General features: G+C 54.7%; 11 protein-coding genes. 8 read left to right on the top strand and 3 right to left on the bottom strand.

The genetic code is table 11. From position 1 onward, the window contains the following. Positions 1 to 7: 7 nt before the first annotated feature. The 3 genes from cydC to trxB form a co-directional block, all read right to left on the bottom strand. Entirely contained in the window at positions 8 to 1729 is a 1722-nt protein-coding gene (cydC, locus tag F3J28_RS10005) for a heme ABC transporter ATP-binding protein/permease CydC (RefSeq protein WP_166875456.1), read from the bottom strand. Beyond that, complete coding sequence (cydD, locus tag F3J28_RS10000; RefSeq protein ID WP_166875454.1) at positions 1729 to 3495, bottom strand: heme ABC transporter permease/ATP-binding protein CydD; 1767 nt, start codon at positions 3493 to 3495, stop codon at positions 1729 to 1731. Before cydD ends, cydC begins: the two co-directional genes overlap by 1 nt. Positions 3496 to 3608: 113 nt before the next feature. Then, the gene (gene trxB / locus F3J28_RS09995; RefSeq protein ID WP_039291478.1) at positions 3609 to 4577 is read right to left on the bottom strand and encodes a thioredoxin-disulfide reductase; all 969 of its coding nucleotides are present in this window, start codon (positions 4575 to 4577) and stop codon (positions 3609 to 3611) included. Positions 4578 to 5068: 491 nt separating this feature from the next. Between trxB and lrp the strand changes: the two genes are divergently transcribed. The 8 genes from lrp to F3J28_RS09955 all read left to right on the top strand — a co-directional run bounded on the left by lrp (position 5069) and on the right by F3J28_RS09955 (position 17202). After that, on the top strand, positions 5069 to 5563 hold the full coding sequence (gene lrp / locus F3J28_RS09990) for a leucine-responsive transcriptional regulator Lrp (protein WP_000228469.1): 495 nt from the start codon (positions 5069 to 5071) through the stop codon (positions 5561 to 5563). Between the two features lie 121 nt (positions 5564 to 5684). Further along, positions 5685 to 9398, top strand: coding sequence for a DNA translocase FtsK 4TM domain-containing protein (locus tag F3J28_RS09985; protein WP_166875451.1), 3714 nt, complete (start codon positions 5685 to 5687; stop codon positions 9396 to 9398). Positions 9399 to 9574: 176 nt separating this feature from the next. Further along, complete coding sequence (gene lolA, locus F3J28_RS09980; protein ID WP_166875448.1) at positions 9575 to 10186, top strand: outer membrane lipoprotein periplasmic chaperone LolA; 612 nt, start codon at positions 9575 to 9577, stop codon at positions 10184 to 10186. An 8-nt stretch (positions 10187 to 10194) separates the two neighbouring features. Beyond that, the gene (locus tag F3J28_RS09975) at positions 10195 to 11538 is read left to right on the top strand and encodes a replication-associated recombination protein A (RefSeq protein WP_008461151.1); all 1344 of its coding nucleotides are present in this window, start codon (positions 10195 to 10197) and stop codon (positions 11536 to 11538) included. Positions 11539 to 11632: 94 nt separating this feature from the next. Further along, positions 11633 to 12925 (top strand): serine--tRNA ligase, encoded by a 1293-nt coding sequence (gene serS / locus F3J28_RS09970; protein WP_008461154.1) that lies wholly within the window; start codon positions 11633 to 11635, stop codon positions 12923 to 12925. 345 nt (positions 12926 to 13270) lie between these two features. Further along, positions 13271 to 15712 carry a dimethylsulfoxide reductase subunit A gene (gene dmsA, locus F3J28_RS09965; RefSeq protein ID WP_166875446.1) on the top strand — a complete coding sequence of 814 codons (2442 nt, stop codon included), beginning with the start codon at positions 13271 to 13273 and terminating at the stop codon, positions 15710 to 15712. A gap of 10 nt (positions 15713 to 15722) precedes the next feature. After that, positions 15723 to 16340, top strand: a complete 618-nt coding sequence (locus F3J28_RS09960; RefSeq protein ID WP_008461158.1) for a DMSO/selenate family reductase complex B subunit — start codon at positions 15723 to 15725, stop codon at positions 16338 to 16340. A gap of 1 nt (position 16341) precedes the next feature. Then, positions 16342 to 17202 (top strand): dimethyl sulfoxide reductase anchor subunit family protein, encoded by an 861-nt coding sequence (locus F3J28_RS09955; RefSeq protein WP_166875443.1) that lies wholly within the window; start codon positions 16342 to 16344, stop codon positions 17200 to 17202. The last annotated feature ends 185 nt before the right edge of the window (positions 17203 to 17387 follow it).

Raw genomic sequence — 17387 nt, 5'->3', positions numbered from 1 at the left:
AGAACGCCTACAGGCGCTGGCGAAATTGATAATAACGTCCGCCAGACGCCATTAATTCAGCGTGATTACCTTGCTCAATTATTTGCCCGTTGTCCATCACAATTATGCTGTCAAAAGCGTTCAAACCGCGCAGGCGGTGAGTGACCATCAGCACCGTTTTATCTCTGGTGACTTCAGCCAACAAATCAAGGATTTGGCGCTCTGTTTCTGCATCGAGGCCTTCGGTAGGTTCATCCAGCAGCATAAGAGGGGCGTTATGCAATATTGCTCTGGCAATCGCAAGGCGGCGAAGCTCCCCGCCGGAAAGCTGACGACCACCTTCGCCAAGCCAGCTATTAAGCCCGCCGTCTTCAAGCAGTTTTTCAAGTCCTACCTGAGTCAGAGCGGTGTTGAGTTGGGCATCGCTGGCCTCTGGAGATGCCAGTAAAAGGTTATCGCGAAGCGTGGCACTAAACAGGTGTACGCGCTGAGGGACAACGCTCGTTGCTTTGCGTAGAGTGACTTCATCAAAAGTGCTAAGGGCGATGCCGTTAAGTTGAATTTCGCCCTGCTGAGCATCCCATGCGCGGGTCAGTAATTGCAGTAAAGTGGATTTACCGCAGCCGGTTTTACCGAGGATCGCTATTCTCTGCCCGGCGCTGACAGACAGTGAAATGTCTTTCAGTGCAGACTGACTCTGGCCTGGATAAGTAAAACTCAGCCCACGAATGTCCAGAGTTGCCCGCCGTTGCTCGGGCTGCGTTGCTTCAGGAAAAATAACTTCAGGTGTCTGGCTGGTGATCTGCGTCACGCGCAGCGCGGAGGCAATGACCTGGCCAAGATGCTGAAAGGCGCCGGTAACCGGGGCCATCGCTTCAAATGCCGCCAGGGCACAAAAGACGAACAGGGCAATCAGCGCGCCGGGAGATTGGCTTTCGCCTACGCTTGCGGATGCCATCCACAGCATCGTCAGTACGGCAATACCACTGATAAGCAGCATGACAGCCTGCGACAGGGCAGTTAACCCGGCCTGGCGACGTTGCGCTTCCTGCCAGCTGTTTTCCGTGGCATCTAACTGTTCGCGCGCGCGGTTTGCTGCGCCGAAAATGGTTAATTCCGCGTGGCTTTGCAGCCAGGAGGTGAGCTGCTGGCGGTAGTTACCGCGTTGAACGGTTAGCGCTTCCCCGGTTGGCTGCCCGGCGCGGTAGAACAGCGGCGGCAGAAGGAGCAGGGTTGCGAGTAAAATTCCGCCAAGCGTTAAGGCAAGGGAAACATCAAGGAAACTCAGGCCAAACGTCACCACCAGGATAACGACAAAAGCGCCGACGAGCGGGGAGATAACCCGTAAATAAAGGTGATCGAGCGTATCGACGTCTGCCACCACGCGATTGAGCAATTCTCCCTGGCGAAAGCGCGCCAGCCCGGCAGGGGAAAGGGGCAGCAGCTTGCTAAAGGTTGAAACGCGTAAATGCTGCAGGACGCGGAAGGTAGCATCGTGGCTGACCAGACGCTCAAAATAGCGACCCGCTGTGCGGGTGATAGCCGCCCCACGAACGCCTGCGGCAGGCAGCATGTAGTTAAAGCTATAGAGCCCGGCAACGCCCACTACGGCCGAGGCAGAAAGGAACCAGCCGGAGAGCGTTAACAGACCAATGCTGGCAAGCAGCGTGATAATCGCCAGAACAACGCCTAAAGACAGTAACCATTTGTGGCGGCGATAAAGCGCCAGATAAGGCAGCAATGCGCGCATTAGATCTCCTCCTGGCGACTGGCCAGTAATAGAGCAAAGGGGCCTTCTTCAACGGAAAGCTGTTCGAAGTTTCCCTGCTGAACAATCAGCCCGTTCCGCATCACCCAAATTTGATCCCAACTGCTGATATAGTCCAGTTGATGAGTCACCATCAGCGTGGTTTGTTGGCGGGACGCTTCCGTAAGCGCTTCCATTACACGCTGTTCGCTGTGGGCATCCAGGCTCGCGGCAGGCTCATCCAGCAATAAAACACCGCAAGGGGAGAGTAAGGCTCTGGCTACGGCCACTCGCTGTGCCTGACCCACGGATAAACGGGTAGACTGATCGCCGATTGGGGTGTCGATACCTTCTGGCAGCTGCGACAGAAACTCTGTTACCGAGGCTTTATCCAGAGCTGCCTGCAAACGAGTGCCGTCCGCTTCTGGCATCCCAAGAAGTACGTTGTCACGTAGGGTAGCCGCCGGTAGCTGCGGATTTTGCCCCACCCAACTAAGCTGCGTGCGCCACCATTCAGGTGAAAGCTGTGCCAGCTCGACGCCATTGATCAGCAACTGCCCCTGATAGGGCAGGAAGCCGGACAGGACATTCAGCAGGGAGCTTTTGCCCGCACCGCTTTGGCCTACCAGCGCCACGCGTTGCCCGGCAGGAAGCATGAAATTCAGCGGCCCGGCCAGCACTTTCCCATCTGCGGACAGAATTGTCATCTCTCGGGCTTCAAGAGTGAAAGTCCCGTTGCCCGAAAGCTGCACGGTTCCCTGCTCAGGGTGTTGCAGCGGCGCGTCGAGGAAGTTCTTCAGAGTCTCTGCCGCGCCTACGGCCTGAGCCCTGGCGTGATAGAAGGTGCCCATATCACGCAGCGGCTGGAAGAATTCAGGGGCAAGAATGAGCGCCAGGAAGCCAGCGAATAAAGTGACTCCAGCACCATAATGGCCGAAATTCAGTTCGCCAAGGTAAGAGAAACCGAAATAGACGGCCACCACGGCGATAGATAACGAGGCGAAAAACTCCAGCACGCCGGAAGAAAGAAAGGCCATACGCAGCACTTCCATGGTGCGCTGACGAAAATCCTGGCTTGCCGCGCGAATATTTTCAGTTTCCGCCGCGCCACGGTTAAATACACGAAGTGTTTCCATCCCGCGAAGACGATCGAGGAAGTGTCCGCTGAGCCTTGCCAGCGCCTGGAAATTACGGCGGTTCGCATCGGCTGCGCCCATGCCTACCAGCGCCATGAAAATGGGGATAAGCGGCGCGGTGCCCAGCAAAATGAGTGCGGCTGCCCAGTTGATCGGGAAAATGGCAATAATAATCAGCAAAGGCACCATGACCGCCAGCGACATCTGCGGCAGGTAGCGCGCGTAGTAGTCGTGCATGTCTTCTATTTGTTCAAGAACCAGCGTAGCCCAGCTACCTACTGGTTTGCCCTGAATCCAGGCTGGGCCTGCCTGATGTAATCTGTCGAGTACCTGGCGGCGAATTTCCTGGCGAATGTACAACCCGGCGTGGAATCCGACCTTTTCGCGCAGCCACACGATCCACGCGCGCAGCACAAATACCAGAACCAGCAAAATAAACGGCATGAGCAGTGCTTCACGCGGAATATTTTCCATGATCATGTGCTGGAGAATGCGGGCGAGCAGCCAGGCCTGGGCCACAATCAGTAAACCACTGACCAAACCGAGCAGACGTGACAGGCCGAGCCAACGGCGAGAGATAAGACTTTGCTGTTTTAGCCAGAGGCTAAGTTCTTGCTGACGGGTTTTATTCATCGCGTGCCAGATTCTGGTAGAAGAAGGAATTCTCAGGCAATTTTGACAGGCAATGTTACATGGCAGAAACAAGAAAGGCGACCAGCAAGGCCGCCTTTTTTAACATCTTTAGATTATTTACACTGTTCGGCCAGGCCGTCGAGATAGCGCTCGGCGTCCAGAGCTGCCATACAGCCGGTTCCGGCAGAAGTGATGGCCTGACGATAAATATGGTCCATCACATCGCCTGCGGCAAATACGCCAGGAATACTGGTCTGGGTGGCGTTGCCGTGAATGCCGGACTGCACTTTAATGTAGCCGTTTTCCAGCTCCAGCTGGCCGTTGAAAATAGCGGTATTCGGGCTGTGACCGATAGCCACAAACAGGCCAGCGACTTCCAGCTCTTCGGTAATATCGGTGTTTTGCGTGTCGCGCAGGCGAAGACCGCTGACGCCCATTTGATCGCCTGTGACTTCTTCCAGCGTGCGATGGGTGTGCAGCACAATGTTACCATTCTGCACTTTATCCATCAGACGGTTAATCAGGATCTTCTCCGCGCGGAAGCTGTCGCGACGGTGGATCAAATGCACTTCTGAAGCGATGTTTGCCAGATAAAGCGCTTCTTCAACTGCGGTATTCCCGCCGCCGATGACCGCGACTTTCTGGTTGCGGTAGAAGAAACCGTCACAGGTGGCGCAGGCAGAAACGCCGCGGCCTTTGAAGGCTTCTTCGGAAGGCAGGCCAAGGTAGCGCGCAGATGCGCCGGTCGCGATGATCAGCGCGTCACAGGTGTATTCGCCGCTGTCGCCCACCAGGCGGAAAGGACGGTTCTGCAGATCGACGCTGGTGATGTGGTCGAACAGAATTTCAGTTTCGAACTTAGCCGCATGCTCGTGCATACGTTCCATCAGTAACGGACCGGTCAGGTCGTTAGGATCGCCAGGCCAGTTTTCGACTTCGGTTGTGGTGGTCAGCTGACCGCCTTTTTCCATCCCGGTAATCAAAACCGGTTTTAAGTTGGCGCGTGCAGCATAGACCGCTGCGGTATAGCCCGCAGGGCCGGAGCCAAGAATAAGCAGCTTACTGTGTTTAGCTGTGCCCATGAGATCCTCATTGAACGTTTACAGACAATGGGGTGATTGTAGGGAATTCGTTGCAGTAAAAAAAGAGTGCAGCAATGTTGTTAACGATGTGTGTCATTGATGCTGCCTATAAGCCCAATGAATATCGCCGTCATGTGCATAAATAATCATTGTAATAGCACGGTAATCACGGTGCGAAAATGATGAATAATCATCAGCCAAAAGGAATATCTGGCACGTTCCACTAAAAATAGATGTTTTGCTTTGACAATCCCCTAAGCATTTGCGAAAACATTCGAGGAAGAAAAACATTTGGTGATGTGGAAGCCGCGTGCTCTCGCGCAAACCTGATGCAAATTTACCGAGTTATTGAAATTTACGCATGACGTGGACAGACGCTATGCGTGATGTCGATAGCAGCCGCAAGGCATCGGTCTTCTCACGTACACCCTGAACATTGACGTCACCAGGGTTATGGCAGGTGAAGGAAGGAATAGAGAGAGACAATAATAATGGTAGATAGCAAGAAGCGCCCGGGCAAAGATCTCGACCGTATCGATCGCAATATTCTCAACGAATTGCAAAAGGATGGGCGCATTTCTAACGTTGAGCTTTCCAAGCGTGTTGGGCTTTCGCCGACGCCGTGCCTTGAGCGCGTCCGTCGTCTAGAACGTCAGGGTTTTATTCAGGGCTATACGGCGCTGTTAAACCCGCATTATCTGGATGCCTCGCTGCTGGTATTTGTTGAGATTACTCTGAATCGTGGCGCCCCGGATGTGTTTGAGCAATTTAACGCCGCAGTGCAGAAACTTGAAGAAATTCAAGAGTGTCATCTCGTATCCGGTGATTTCGACTACCTGTTGAAAACACGCGTGCCGGATATGTCGGCGTATCGTAAACTCTTAGGTGAGACCCTGCTGCGTCTGCCGGGCGTGAACGATACCCGTACTTATGTTGTCATGGAAGAGGTCAAACAGAGTAACCGTTTGGTCATTAAGACCCGTTAATACGGGCCAGGTGCAAAATTGGCGTATTTTGGTTACACTCCTGGGAATCCATACAGCAACAGCTCCGGCAGGCCGCCGGTGCTGTTGTCTCCATTGAGTTTAAGGACCTGGAGAGCCTTTCTTGAGCCAGGAATATACCGAAGATAAAGAAGTAACATTGCGGAAACTGAGCAGCGGGCGCCGTTTACTCGAGGCGTTGCTGATCCTTGTTGCCTTATTCGCCATCTATTTGATGGCTGCCTTGCTAAGCTTTAACCCCTCAGACCCCAGCTGGTCGCAAACCGCGTGGCATGAGCCCATCCATAATCTGGGTGGTGCGCCGGGAGCGTGGTTTGCTGATACGCTGTTCTTCATTTTTGGCGTGATGGCCTACACCATTCCGGTGATTATCATCGGGGGCTGCTGGTTCACCTGGCGCCAGCGCGACAGTGAAGAATTCATCGATTATTTTGCCGTTTCGCTGCGCCTGATCGGCGTACTTGCGATGGTGCTGACCTCTTGTGGTCTGGCGGCCATCAATGCGGACGATATTTGGTACTTCGCTTCGGGCGGCGTGTTGGGTAGCTTGCTTAGCACCGCTATGATGCCGCTGTTGAACAGCAGCGGCGGCACAATTGCGCTGCTATGCGTTTGGGCTGCTGGTCTGACGCTGTTCACCGGCTGGTCCTGGGTCAGCATTGCTGAGAAACTTGGCAGCGCGGTGCTGACCGTGCTGACTTTTGCCAGCAACCGCACCCGCCGGGATAACACCTGGCAGGATGAGGACGAATACGAAGAAGAGCATGACGAAGACGAAGCGCCGCAGGTTTCTGCTGAGAAACGCGAATCTCGCCGGGCGCGTATTTTACGCGGGGCGCTTGCGCGTAAGCAGCGCTTGTCGCAGAAGTTTGCTAATCCTAATGGTCGCAAAACGGATGCGGCGTTGTTCTCCGGCAAGCGTATGGATGACGCTGAAGACGATGTGTTGTTCAGCGCTCGTGGTGTAGAAGCGGATCCGAACGATGTGCTGTTCTCCGGGCATAAAGCGACTTTGCCAGAAGATCAGGAATACGATCCGCTGTTCAGTGGGCATTCTGCCGTTGAGCCTGTTGCAGCGGCAGCCGCGGCAACAACAGTTCACCAGTCGTGGGCTGCACCGGTACCGCCGGTTGCTTCAATGCCTCCAGTATCAACACCGGCACCTGTCGTTGACGCTGAGCTTGCTGCCCCAGCGATTGCCTGGGAACCGGCACCGACAACGGTCACGCCAGAACCGGTTATTGCGCCTGCCCCGGATCATTACACGTCGCCGCACTCGGCAAGCATACAACAGCAGGTTGTGCCTGAGACGCATCAAAGCTGGTCTGAACCCGTTGTGCCGGTGGCTCAGCCAGCCGTTGAACCACAGTCCGTGCCTGAGCCGGTAGAAGAGGTGAAATACGTTCGCCCGCCGATGTACCACTTTGAAGAAGTGGAAGAGAAGCGAGCCCGGGAACGTGAACAGCTTGCGGCGTGGTACCAACCAGTTAATGAGCCAAAGCCTGATCCTTACAGCTATGCGCCAGTAAAACCCGCTAGCCCGGAACCGGTTCAACCTTTGATACCGACATCTGCGCCCGTTTCCTCGTCGTTATCGGCACCAGAAATGCCAGTGCCGGATATAACGCAGACTGCATCTGGCATTCAGCAGGCAGTAAAAACTGGGGCTGCAGCGGCAGCATTTTCACCCGTGTTCAGTATCGCCAGTGATGCGCCACGTCCTCAGGTAAAAGAAGGTATTGGCCCTCAACTGCCACGTCCAAACCGGGTACGCGTTCCGACTCGTCGTGAACTGGCGTCCTATGGCATAAAACTGCCTTCCCAGCGAATGGCAGAAGAGCAGGCGAGACTCGCCGAGAACCAGCAGTCTGAAGACGATTACGGAGATGAAGGCGATGCGCTGCAGCAGCACGAACTGGCCCGCCAGTTTGCAGCCCAGCAACAGCAGCGCTATGGCGAAGAGTACGAAGACGAAAGCTGGTCTGAAGAACAGCAGGCCGAGGCGGAAGAGGCGGAACTTGCGCGTCAGTTTGCTGCACAGCAGCAACAGCGCTATAGCGAGCAGCCACAGCAGAATAATACGCCGTTCTCTCTTGACGACTTTGATTTCCAGTCATCGTTGAAGGAACTGGTGGATGATACGCCGAGCGAGCCGCTGTTTACCCCGAGCTTTGAACCGGCCCCGCAGCCAGTTCAGCACAGTCAACCAGCGGCACAGCCTTCTCAATATGCTCAGGCGGCTCAGCATCAACCTGCTGCGCCAGAGCCAAAAGAGAGCCTGATCCACCCGTTCTTGATGCGCAACGGTGACGACCGGCCGCTTCAGAAACCGACCACGCCGCTGCCGTCGTTGGATCTACTGACTTCTCCTCCAACTGAGGTTGAACCGGTAGATACCTTTGCAATGGAGCAGATGGCGCGCCTGGTTGAAGCGCGTCTGGCGGATTACCGCATTAAAGCGGATGTAGTGGATTATTCCCCTGGCCCAGTCATTACCCGCTTCGAGCTGGATTTGGCTCCGGGTGTGAAGGCTGCCCGCATCTCTAACCTTTCCCGCGACCTGGCGCGTTCGCTCTCCACCGTCGCCGTGCGTGTGGTTGAGGTTATTCCGGGTAAACCTTACGTAGGCCTTGAGTTGCCTAACAAAAAGCGCCAGACCGTTTATCTGCGTGAAGTGCTCGACTGCGCTAAATTCCGCGACAACGGCTCTCCGTTGACCGTGGTTCTGGGTAAAGACATCGGCGGTGAGCCTGTGGTTGCAGACCTGGCGAAAATGCCTCACTTGCTGGTTGCCGGTACAACGGGTTCCGGTAAGTCGGTTGGCGTAAACGCCATGATCATCAGCATGTTGTATAAAGCAACGCCGGAAGATGTTCGCTTCATTATGATCGACCCGAAAATGCTTGAGCTGTCGGTGTATGAAGGCATTCCACATCTGTTGACCGAAGTGGTTACGGATATGAAAGACGCCGCGAATGCGCTGCGCTGGAGCGTGAACGAGATGGAGCGCCGCTATAAGCTGATGTCCGCGCTGGGCGTGCGAAACCTTGCGGGCTACAACGAACGCGTGCTGGAAGCTGAGCGCATGGGGCGCCCAATCCCTGACCCGTTCTGGAAACCTGGTGACAGCATGGAAGTGAGCCACCCGATGCTGGAGAAACTGCCGTATATCGTGGTGCTGGTGGATGAATTTGCCGACCTGATGATGACGGTAGGCAAAAAAGTAGAAGAGCTGATCGCCCGCCTCGCACAGAAAGCGCGTGCCGCAGGTATTCACCTTGTTCTTGCAACCCAGCGTCCATCGGTTGACGTCATTACCGGCCTGATTAAAGCTAACATCCCAACCCGTATCGCGTTTACGGTGTCGAGCAAAATTGACTCACGCACAATCCTGGATCAGGGCGGCGCTGAATCACTTCTCGGCATGGGGGATATGCTTTATTCCGCGCCAAACTCCACGACGCCGATTCGTGTGCACGGTGCCTTTGTGCGTGATGAAGAAGTGCATGCGGTGGTGCAGGACTGGAAAGCACGTGGCCGTCCGCAGTACATCACCGGCATTACCGATGATGAAGGCAGCGGTGACGGCGGTGGCGGCGGGATGGACGGTGACGAAGAGCTGGATCCGCTGTTCGATCAGGCAGTCGCTTTCGTGGTAGAGAAACGCAAAGCATCCATCTCCGGCGTGCAGCGCCAGTTCCGTATCGGCTACAACCGAGCCGCGAGAATCGTGGAGCAGATGGAAGCGCAGGGGATCGTGAGCCCACAGGGGCATAACGGTAACCGAGAGGTTCTTGCGCCACCTCAGTTTGAGTAATCCGGCCGAGCGCTAGTCCATTGAGCAAAAAAGAGCCGCGCCTGCGGCTCTTTTTGCAAAGATGGGTAAATTACCGGAAAATCAGCTTATTCTTCTGTTGCGGTAGCCGAAGACTTCACTAGAGTGAGCAGCAGAAGTGCCATCGTCAGGTGGTCAATGAATCCAGAGGGAACATAATGAAAAAAATCGTAATTGCCTGTGCGCTGTTAGCCGGCCTGACCGCAACCGGAGCCTGGGCTGACGCAGCCGGGGATTTGCAGGGCCGCCTTGATAAAGTTGGCAGCTTCCACGCCAGCTTCACCCAGAAAGTCACCGATGGTAGCGGCGCTGCCGTGCAGGAAGGCCAGGGGGATCTGTGGGTTAAGCGCCCAAACCTGTTCAACTGGCACATGACTCAGCCCGATGAAAGCATCCTCGTTTCCGACGGTAAAACCCTGTGGTTCTACAACCCGTTTGTTGAGCAGGTTACGGCTACCTGGCTAAAAGATGCCACCAGCAATACGCCGTTTATGCTGATTGCCCGCAACCAGTCCAGCGACTGGAAGCAATACAACATCAAGCAAAGCGGCGATGACTTCGTGCTGACGCCAAAAAGCAGCTCGGGTAACCTGAAGCAATTCACCATCAACGTCGGCCGAGACGGCACTATCCATCAGTTCAGCGCCGTAGAGCAGGATGACCAGCGCAGCAGCTATACTTTGAAGGCTCAGCAAAACGGCGCAGTGGATGCCGGTAAGTTTACGTTCACCCCGCCAAAAGGCGTCACGGTGGACGACCAACGTAAGTAGAGGCTTGAGTGAGCAATCTGTCGCTCGATTTTTCAGAGAATACCTTCCAGCCGCTGGCCGCGCGTATGCGGCCAGAAAATCTGGCGCAGTACATCGGCCAGCAGCATCTGTTGGCTGATGGAAAACCGCTGCCCCGAGCCATTGAAGCAGGTCATCTGCATTCCATGATTCTTTGGGGGCCGCCGGGCACCGGTAAAACAACCCTCGCCGAAGTGATTGCTCGCTATGCCAGCGCGGATGTTGAACGTATTTCTGCGGTAACCTCAGGCGTGAAAGATATTCGTGAGGCCATCGAACGTGCGCGGCAGAACCGCAATGCCGGGCGCCGCACCATTCTTTTTGTCGACGAAGTTCACCGTTTCAACAAAAGCCAGCAGGATGCCTTCCTGCCGCATATTGAAGACGGCACCATTACTTTTATTGGTGCGACAACCGAAAACCCTTCTTTTGAGCTGAACTCGGCGCTGCTTTCCCGCGCTCGCGTGTATCTACTGAAATCACTGACCGTGGCGGATATTGAGCTGGTGCTCGATCAGGCGATGAACGATAAAGCCAGGGGCTACGGCGGGCAAAATATCATCCTGCCGGACGAAACGCGTAAAGCCATTGCCGAGCTGGTAAACGGCGATGCGCGCCGGGCGTTAAATACGCTCGAAATGATGGCGGATATGGCTGAAATTGACGCCAGCGGCAACCGAATTTTGCAAACCCAATTGCTAACGGAGATTGCTGGTGAACGCAGTGCGCGTTTCGATAATAAAGGCGATCGTTTTTACGATCTGATTTCAGCAGTACATAAATCAATTCGCGGTTCTGCCCCGGATGCCGCTCTTTACTGGTACGCACGCATTATTAGCGCAGGTGGCGATCCGCTCTACGTTGCGCGGCGCTTACTGGCGATTGCCTCTGAAGACGTTGGTAACGCGGATCCCAGAGGTATGCAGGTGGCCATTGCCGCCTGGGATTGCTTCACCCGCGTAGGGCCAGCGGAAGGGGAGAGGGCTATTGCTCAGGCGATTGTTTATCTGGCCTGTGCCCCAAAAAGTAACGCCGTTTATACCGCGTTCAAAGCTGCAATGGCGGATGCGCGCGAACGCCCCGATTATGACGTGCCCGTCCATCTGCGTAACGCCCCAACGAAATTAATGAAAGAAATGGGCTATGGCCAGGAATACCGTTACGCCCATGACGAGCCCAATGCCTATGCCGCCGGGGAAGACTATTTCCCACCTGAAATGGCGCAAACTCGCTACTATCGGCCGACCAACAGAGGTCTGGAAGGTAAGATTGGCGAAAAGCTAGCCTGGCTGACCGAGCAGGATCAGAAAAGCCCCACAAAACGCTACCGCTAATGCAGGCGTTGCGGTAAGGTTAGCAAGACTATCAAAGCGGTCGCAGGCTGTGGCCGCACTCCTATAAATTCAATTCGATAAGCACAGGATAAGCATGCTCGATCCCAATCTGCTGCGTACAGAGCCAGACGCAGTCGCTGAAAAACTGGCACGCCGGGGCTTTAAGCTGGATGTAGACACGCTGCGCTCTCTGGAAGAGCGTCGTAAAGTACTGCAGGTCAAAACGGAAAATCTGCAGGCTGAACGTAACTCGCGATCGAAATCCATCGGCCAGGCGAAAGCGCGCGGAGAAGACATTGAGCCGCTGCGCCTGCAGGTTAACCAGCTGGGTGAAGAGCTGGATGCAGCGAAAAACGAGCTTGATTCTCTGCTGGCAGAAATTCGCGACATCTCGCTGACCCTGCCAAACATTCCTGATGACTGCGTGCCGTTGGGCAAAGACGACAGCGAAAACGTCGAAGTCAGCCGCTGGGGCGAGCCGCGTAAATTTGATTTCGAAGTGCGCGATCACGTAACCCTGGGCGAAATGGCAAAAGGCCTGGACTTCGCTGCGGCGGTTAAACTCACCGGTTCCCGCTTTGTAGTAATGCAGGGGCAGGTGGCGCGTATGCACCGTGCGCTGAGCCAGTTTATGCTGGATCTCCACACCGAGCAGCACGGTTACATGGAAAACTATGTTCCGTATCTGGTTAACCAGGACACGCTGTACGGTACCGGCCAGTTGCCTAAGTTTGGCGGTGACCTGTTCCATACCCGTCCGCTGGAAGAAGAAGCGGACAGCAGCAACTACGCGCTGATCCCTACCGCAGAAGTGCCGCTGACCAACCTGGTTCGCGACGAGATCATCGACGAAGATTCCCTGCCGCTGAAGCTGACTGCGCACACGCCGTGCTTCCGGTCTGAAGCTGGATCCTATGGCCGTGATACTCGCGGGCTGATTCGTATGCACCAGTTCGACAAAGTTGAGATGGTGCAGATCGTTCGCCCTGAAGACTCTATGGATGCGCTGGAAGAGATGACCGGCCATGCGGAGAAGGTTCTGCAACTGCTGGGGCTGCCATACCGTAAAGTGCTGCTTTGCAGCGGTGATATTGGTTTCGGTGCGCGCAAAACTTACGATCTGGAAGTCTGGCTGCCGGCACAGGATACGTACCGTGAGATCTCTTCCTGCTCCAACTGCTGGGACTTCCAGGCTCGCCGCCTGCAGGCCCGCTGCCGCAGTAAAGCAGACAAGAAAACTCGCCTGGTTCACACCCTGAACGGTTCTGGTCTGGCAGTTGGCCGTACTCTGGTCGCCGTCCTGGAAAACTACCAGCAGGCTGATGGCCGCATTCAGGTACCAGAAGTGCTGCGTCCTTACATGAATGGCCTGGAATACATCGGGTAATCCGCCGTTTGTGATGCATTGAAAAAGCGCCTCAGGGCGCTTTTTTTATACCCTAATTCCGAGGTTTTACGTCAACACCGCCTTTCTTGATACCAGACAATAACCCCTACTCCCAAAGAAGTATTATTGCTCACCGGAAGCGGGTGATGATTGTTCAATTAAAACTTACATCTAATCATCATTTGACGGCCGTGCTTCACAAGGCGTGACGCGGTCAGGTCAATCCTTCAATAAAAATATACCGGACACCCCTTTCACCCTTTAGCTGCGCAACGGAATGTGGGCTCTCAACCCGCGTGACCGCTGCCGGCTTATTTCAACTGTGAGCAAAACAAGTAGGTCACTATGACTGATAAAACCCCTAACGCGATCCTCGCGGCAGAGGTCAGCCGTCGTAAGCTGGTCCAAACCACGGCAATCGGTGGTTTAGCTGCTGCAACTAGCGCCTTCTCACTCCCCTTCTCCCGGCTCGCTTTTGCCGCTCAAACCGTTAATCCCGGTAGCAGTGGAAAAGTGGTCTGGAGCGCCTGTACGGTGAACTGTGGCAGCCGCTGCCCGTTGCGTATGCATGTGGTGGATGGCGAAATTAAATATGTCGAAACCGATAACACCGGCGATGACGATTATGAAGGTTTACACCAGGTTCGGGCCTGCCTGCGTGGTCGCTCTATGCGCCGCCGGGTCTATAATGCTGACCGCCTGAAATACCCGATGAAACGCGTTGGCGCGCGTGGCGAAGGGAAGTTCGAGCGCATTAGCTGGGATGAAGCGTTTGATACCATTGCCCACAGCATGCAGAGCATCATTAAAGAGCATGGTAACGAAGCTATTTATCTGAACTACGGTACCGGTACGCTGGGTGGAACCATGACGCGTTCCTGGCCGCCGGGTTCCACGCTGATTGCTCGCCTGATGAACTGCTGCGGGGGCTACCTCAATCATTACGGGGACTATTCCACCGCACAGATTGCCGCCGGTCTGAATTATACCTACGGCGGCTGGGCGGACGGCAACAGCCCATCCGATATTGAAAACAGCAAGCTGGTGGTGCTGTTCGGCAATAATCCGGGCGAAACGAGGATGAGCGGCGGCGGGGTGACTTATTACCTCGAACAGGCTCGTCAAAAGTCCAATGCCCGAATGATCATTATTGACCCACGTTACACCGATACTGGCGCAGGGCGTGAAGACGAGTGGATCCCTATTCGCCCTGGCACCGATGCGGCGCTGATTTCCGCGCTGGCGTGGGTGATGATCGACGAAAACCTCGTAGATCAGGCCTTTCTGGACAAATACTGCGTTGGCTATGATGAAAAAACGCTCCCGGCTGGTGCGCCGCGCAATGGCCACTACAAAGCTTACATCCTCGGTCAGGGGGCTGACGGCGTTGCCAAAACGCCTGAATGGGCTTCGCAGATAACCGGTATTCCGATCGATCGTATTATCAAACTTGCCCGGGAAATTGGCAGTGCTAAACCGGCCTTTATCAGCCAGGGGTGGGGGCCGCAGCGTCACTCCAACGGCGAGCTGGTTTCCCGCGCAATCGCCATGCTTTCTATCCTGACCGGTAACGTCGGTATTCACGGGGGCAACAGCGGGGCGCGTGAAGGCTCTTATAGCCTGCCGTTTGTGCGAATGCCTACGCTGGAAAACCCGGTTCAAACCAGTATTTCCATGTTTATGTGGACCGATGCCATCGAACGCGGCGCGGAGATGACAGCCGCCCGCGACGGCGTGCGTGGTAAAGATAAACTGGATGTACCGATTAAAATGGTCTGGAACTATGCCGGGAATTGCCTGATTAACCAGCATTCTCAGATCAACCGCACGCACGACATTCTGCAGGATGATAAAAAATGCGAAATGATCGTGGTGATCGACAACCACATGACGTCCTCTGCGAAATACGCCGATATTCTTCTGCCGGATTGCACTGCCTCTGAGCAGATGGATTTTTGCCTCGATGCTTCCTGCGGCAACATGTCTTATGTGATTTTTGCTGAACAGGCCATCAAGCCGCGTTTTGAATGCAAAACCATCTATGAAATGACGACCGAACTGGCGAAGCGTATGGGTGTGGAGCAGCGTTTCACGGAAGGACGGACGCAGGAAGGCTGGATGCGTCACCTGTATGCTCAATCTCAGGAAGCGATCCCTGAGCTGCCGAGCTTTGATGAGTTCCGCCAATTGGGGATGTTTAAAAAGCGTGACCCGGAAGGGCATCACGTCGCCTACAAAGCCTTCCGTGAAGATCCCTATGCCAACCCATTAACGACGCCGTCAGGGAAAATTGAGATCTATTCCGCTCAGCTTGCGGATATTGCCGCCACCTGGGAACTGCCGGAAGGGGATGTCATTGACCCGCTGCCGGTGTATAGCGCTGGTTTTGAGAACGTTGGCGATCCGCTGGCGGAAAAATGGCCGCTGCAGCTAACCGGCTTCCATTACAAAGCGCGGACGCACTCGACCTATGGCAACGTTGACGTGCTGAAGGCTGCCTGTCGCCAGGAGATGTGGATCAACCCGCTTGATGCAAAACAGCGCGGCATCGCCAATGGTGATGAAGTCCGTATTTTTAACGATCGCGGAGAAGTGCGCATTAGCGCCAAAGTCACGCCACGCATCATTCCTGGCGTTGTCGCCTTAGGGGAAGGCGCCTGGTATAGCCCCGATGCCAATAAAATCGACCGCGGCGGCAGCATCAATGTGCTGACCACCCAGCGCCCGTCACCGCTGGCAAAAGGCAATCCATCCCACAGTAACCTGGTCCAGGTTGAAAAGGCGTAAGGAGCAGTAAATGACAACCCAATATGGCTTTTATATCGACTCCAGTCGCTGCACCGGCTGCAAAACCTGCGAACTGGCGTGCAAGGATTTTAAGAACCTGAGTCCGGAAGTTAGCTATCGCCGCATTTATGAGTATGCGGGCGGTAACTGGCAGGAAGATAACGGTGTTTTCCATCAGGATGTATTTGCTTATTACCTCTCTATTTCCTGTAACCATTGTGAAGATCCGGCCTGTACTAAGGTCTGCCCGAGCGGTGCCATGCACAAGCGCGAAGATGGGTTTGTGGTGGTCAACGAAGAGGTTTGTATCGGCTGCCGCTACTGCCATATGGCGTGTCCGTACGGTGCGCCACAGTACAACGAAGAGAAAGGCCACATGACCAAGTGTGACGGCTGTTATGAGCGCGTTGCCGAGGGGAAAAAGCCGATTTGCGTGGAATCCTGCCCGCTGCGCGCGCTGGATTTGGCTCCTGTCGATGAATTACGCAAGAAGTACGGCACTCAGGCTGCTATTGCCCCGTTGCCAGCATCGCATTTTACAAAACCAAATATCGTGATTAAACCTAACGCCAACAGCCGCCCAAGTGGGGATACCAGCGGTTATCTGGCCAACCCGAAGGAGGTGTGAGATGGGAAACGGATGGCATGAATGGCCGCTGATGGTCTTTACGGTGTTAGGCCAATGTGTTGCAGGCGGGTTTATCGTTATGGCCTTGGCGCTGCTGTATGGCGTGAAGGACAGGGCGGTTCGCAAGCGCGCCGAATTGCTGATGGTGGTGTTATGGATCCTGATGGGCATCGGCTTTATTGCCTCAATTCTGCATCTCGGTTCGCCGCTGCGAGCGTTCAACTCCCTGAATCGCCTCGGCAGTTCAGCGCTGAGCAATGAAATTGCCAGCGGATCGGTATTCTTTGCGGTGGGTGGTTTCTGGTGGCTTTTGACCGTGCTCGGAAAAATGCCTCAGGCACTCAGCAAAGTCTGGGTCGTAATCACCATGATTCTGGGCGTGGTATTTGTCTGGATGATGAGTCGGGTTTACCTGATTGACACGGTTCCGACCTGGTTTAGCGTCTGGACGCCGCTGAGCTTCTTCCTGACGATGTTTATCGGTGGCCCACTGCTGGGCTATTTGCTGCTTTCAGCAGCCGGGGTTAGCGGCTGGGGGATGCGTATATTGCCTGTCGTCTCGCTACTTGCCTTGCTGGTTAGCATGGTCGTTGTGCTGATGCAGGGCATGGAGCTGGCAACGCTGCATAGTTCTATTCAACAGGCGTCTGCGCTGGTGCCGGAATACGGCTCGCTGATGGCATGGCGGATGGTTCTGCTGGTGATTGCTCTGGTCGGCTGGATTGTTCCACAGCTGAAAGGCTCTCGGCCTGGCGTCGGTTTGCTAACGCTGGCAATGGTATTGGTGATTGCAGGTGAACTTATCGGTCGTGGCGTCTTCTACGGATTGCATATGACTGTTGGTATGGCGATAGCAAGCTAACATTTCATCGAGTTATAAGCGCGTCTGAGGACGCGCTTTTTAATCTTCTCGCATAAGAAAATTTCACCTGAATATCCATGAAATTTTTGATTGCTCATTTTGACCTATTTTCCGCTATATCGCATCAAAAACAGCGAGATACAATTTACGTGACACCGGTCACTTATTAGCAGGATAAGTTTTTC

The organism is Enterobacter sp. Ap-1006 (assembly GCF_011752835.1).
Taxonomy (GTDB): Bacteria; Pseudomonadota; Gammaproteobacteria; order Enterobacterales; family Enterobacteriaceae; genus Cedecea.
This window is presented reverse-complemented; position numbering and strand designations above follow the sequence as displayed.

What these genes read in the sequence shown, in the direction of transcription:
- cydC (WP_166875456.1), bottom strand. Translation starts at nt 1,729, where the DNA reads ATGCGCGCATTGCTGCCTTATCTGGCGCTTTATCGCCGCCACAAATGG.
- cydD (WP_166875454.1), bottom strand. Translation starts at nt 3,495, where the DNA reads ATGAATAAAACCCGTCAGCAAGAACTTAGCCTCTGGCTAAAACAGCAA.
- trxB (WP_039291478.1), bottom strand. Translation starts at nt 4,577, where the DNA reads ATGGGCACAGCTAAACACAGTAAGCTGCTTATTCTTGGCTCCGGCCCT.
- lrp (WP_000228469.1), top strand. Translation starts at nt 5,069, where the DNA reads ATGGTAGATAGCAAGAAGCGCCCGGGCAAAGATCTCGACCGTATCGAT.
- lolA (WP_166875448.1), top strand. Translation starts at nt 9,575, where the DNA reads ATGAAAAAAATCGTAATTGCCTGTGCGCTGTTAGCCGGCCTGACCGCA.
- serS (WP_008461154.1), top strand. Translation starts at nt 11,633, where the DNA reads ATGCTCGATCCCAATCTGCTGCGTACAGAGCCAGACGCAGTCGCTGAA.
- dmsA (WP_166875446.1), top strand. Translation starts at nt 13,271, where the DNA reads ATGACTGATAAAACCCCTAACGCGATCCTCGCGGCAGAGGTCAGCCGT.
- F3J28_RS09960 (WP_008461158.1), top strand. Translation starts at nt 15,723, where the DNA reads ATGACAACCCAATATGGCTTTTATATCGACTCCAGTCGCTGCACCGGC.
- F3J28_RS09955 (WP_166875443.1), top strand. Translation starts at nt 16,342, where the DNA reads ATGGGAAACGGATGGCATGAATGGCCGCTGATGGTCTTTACGGTGTTA.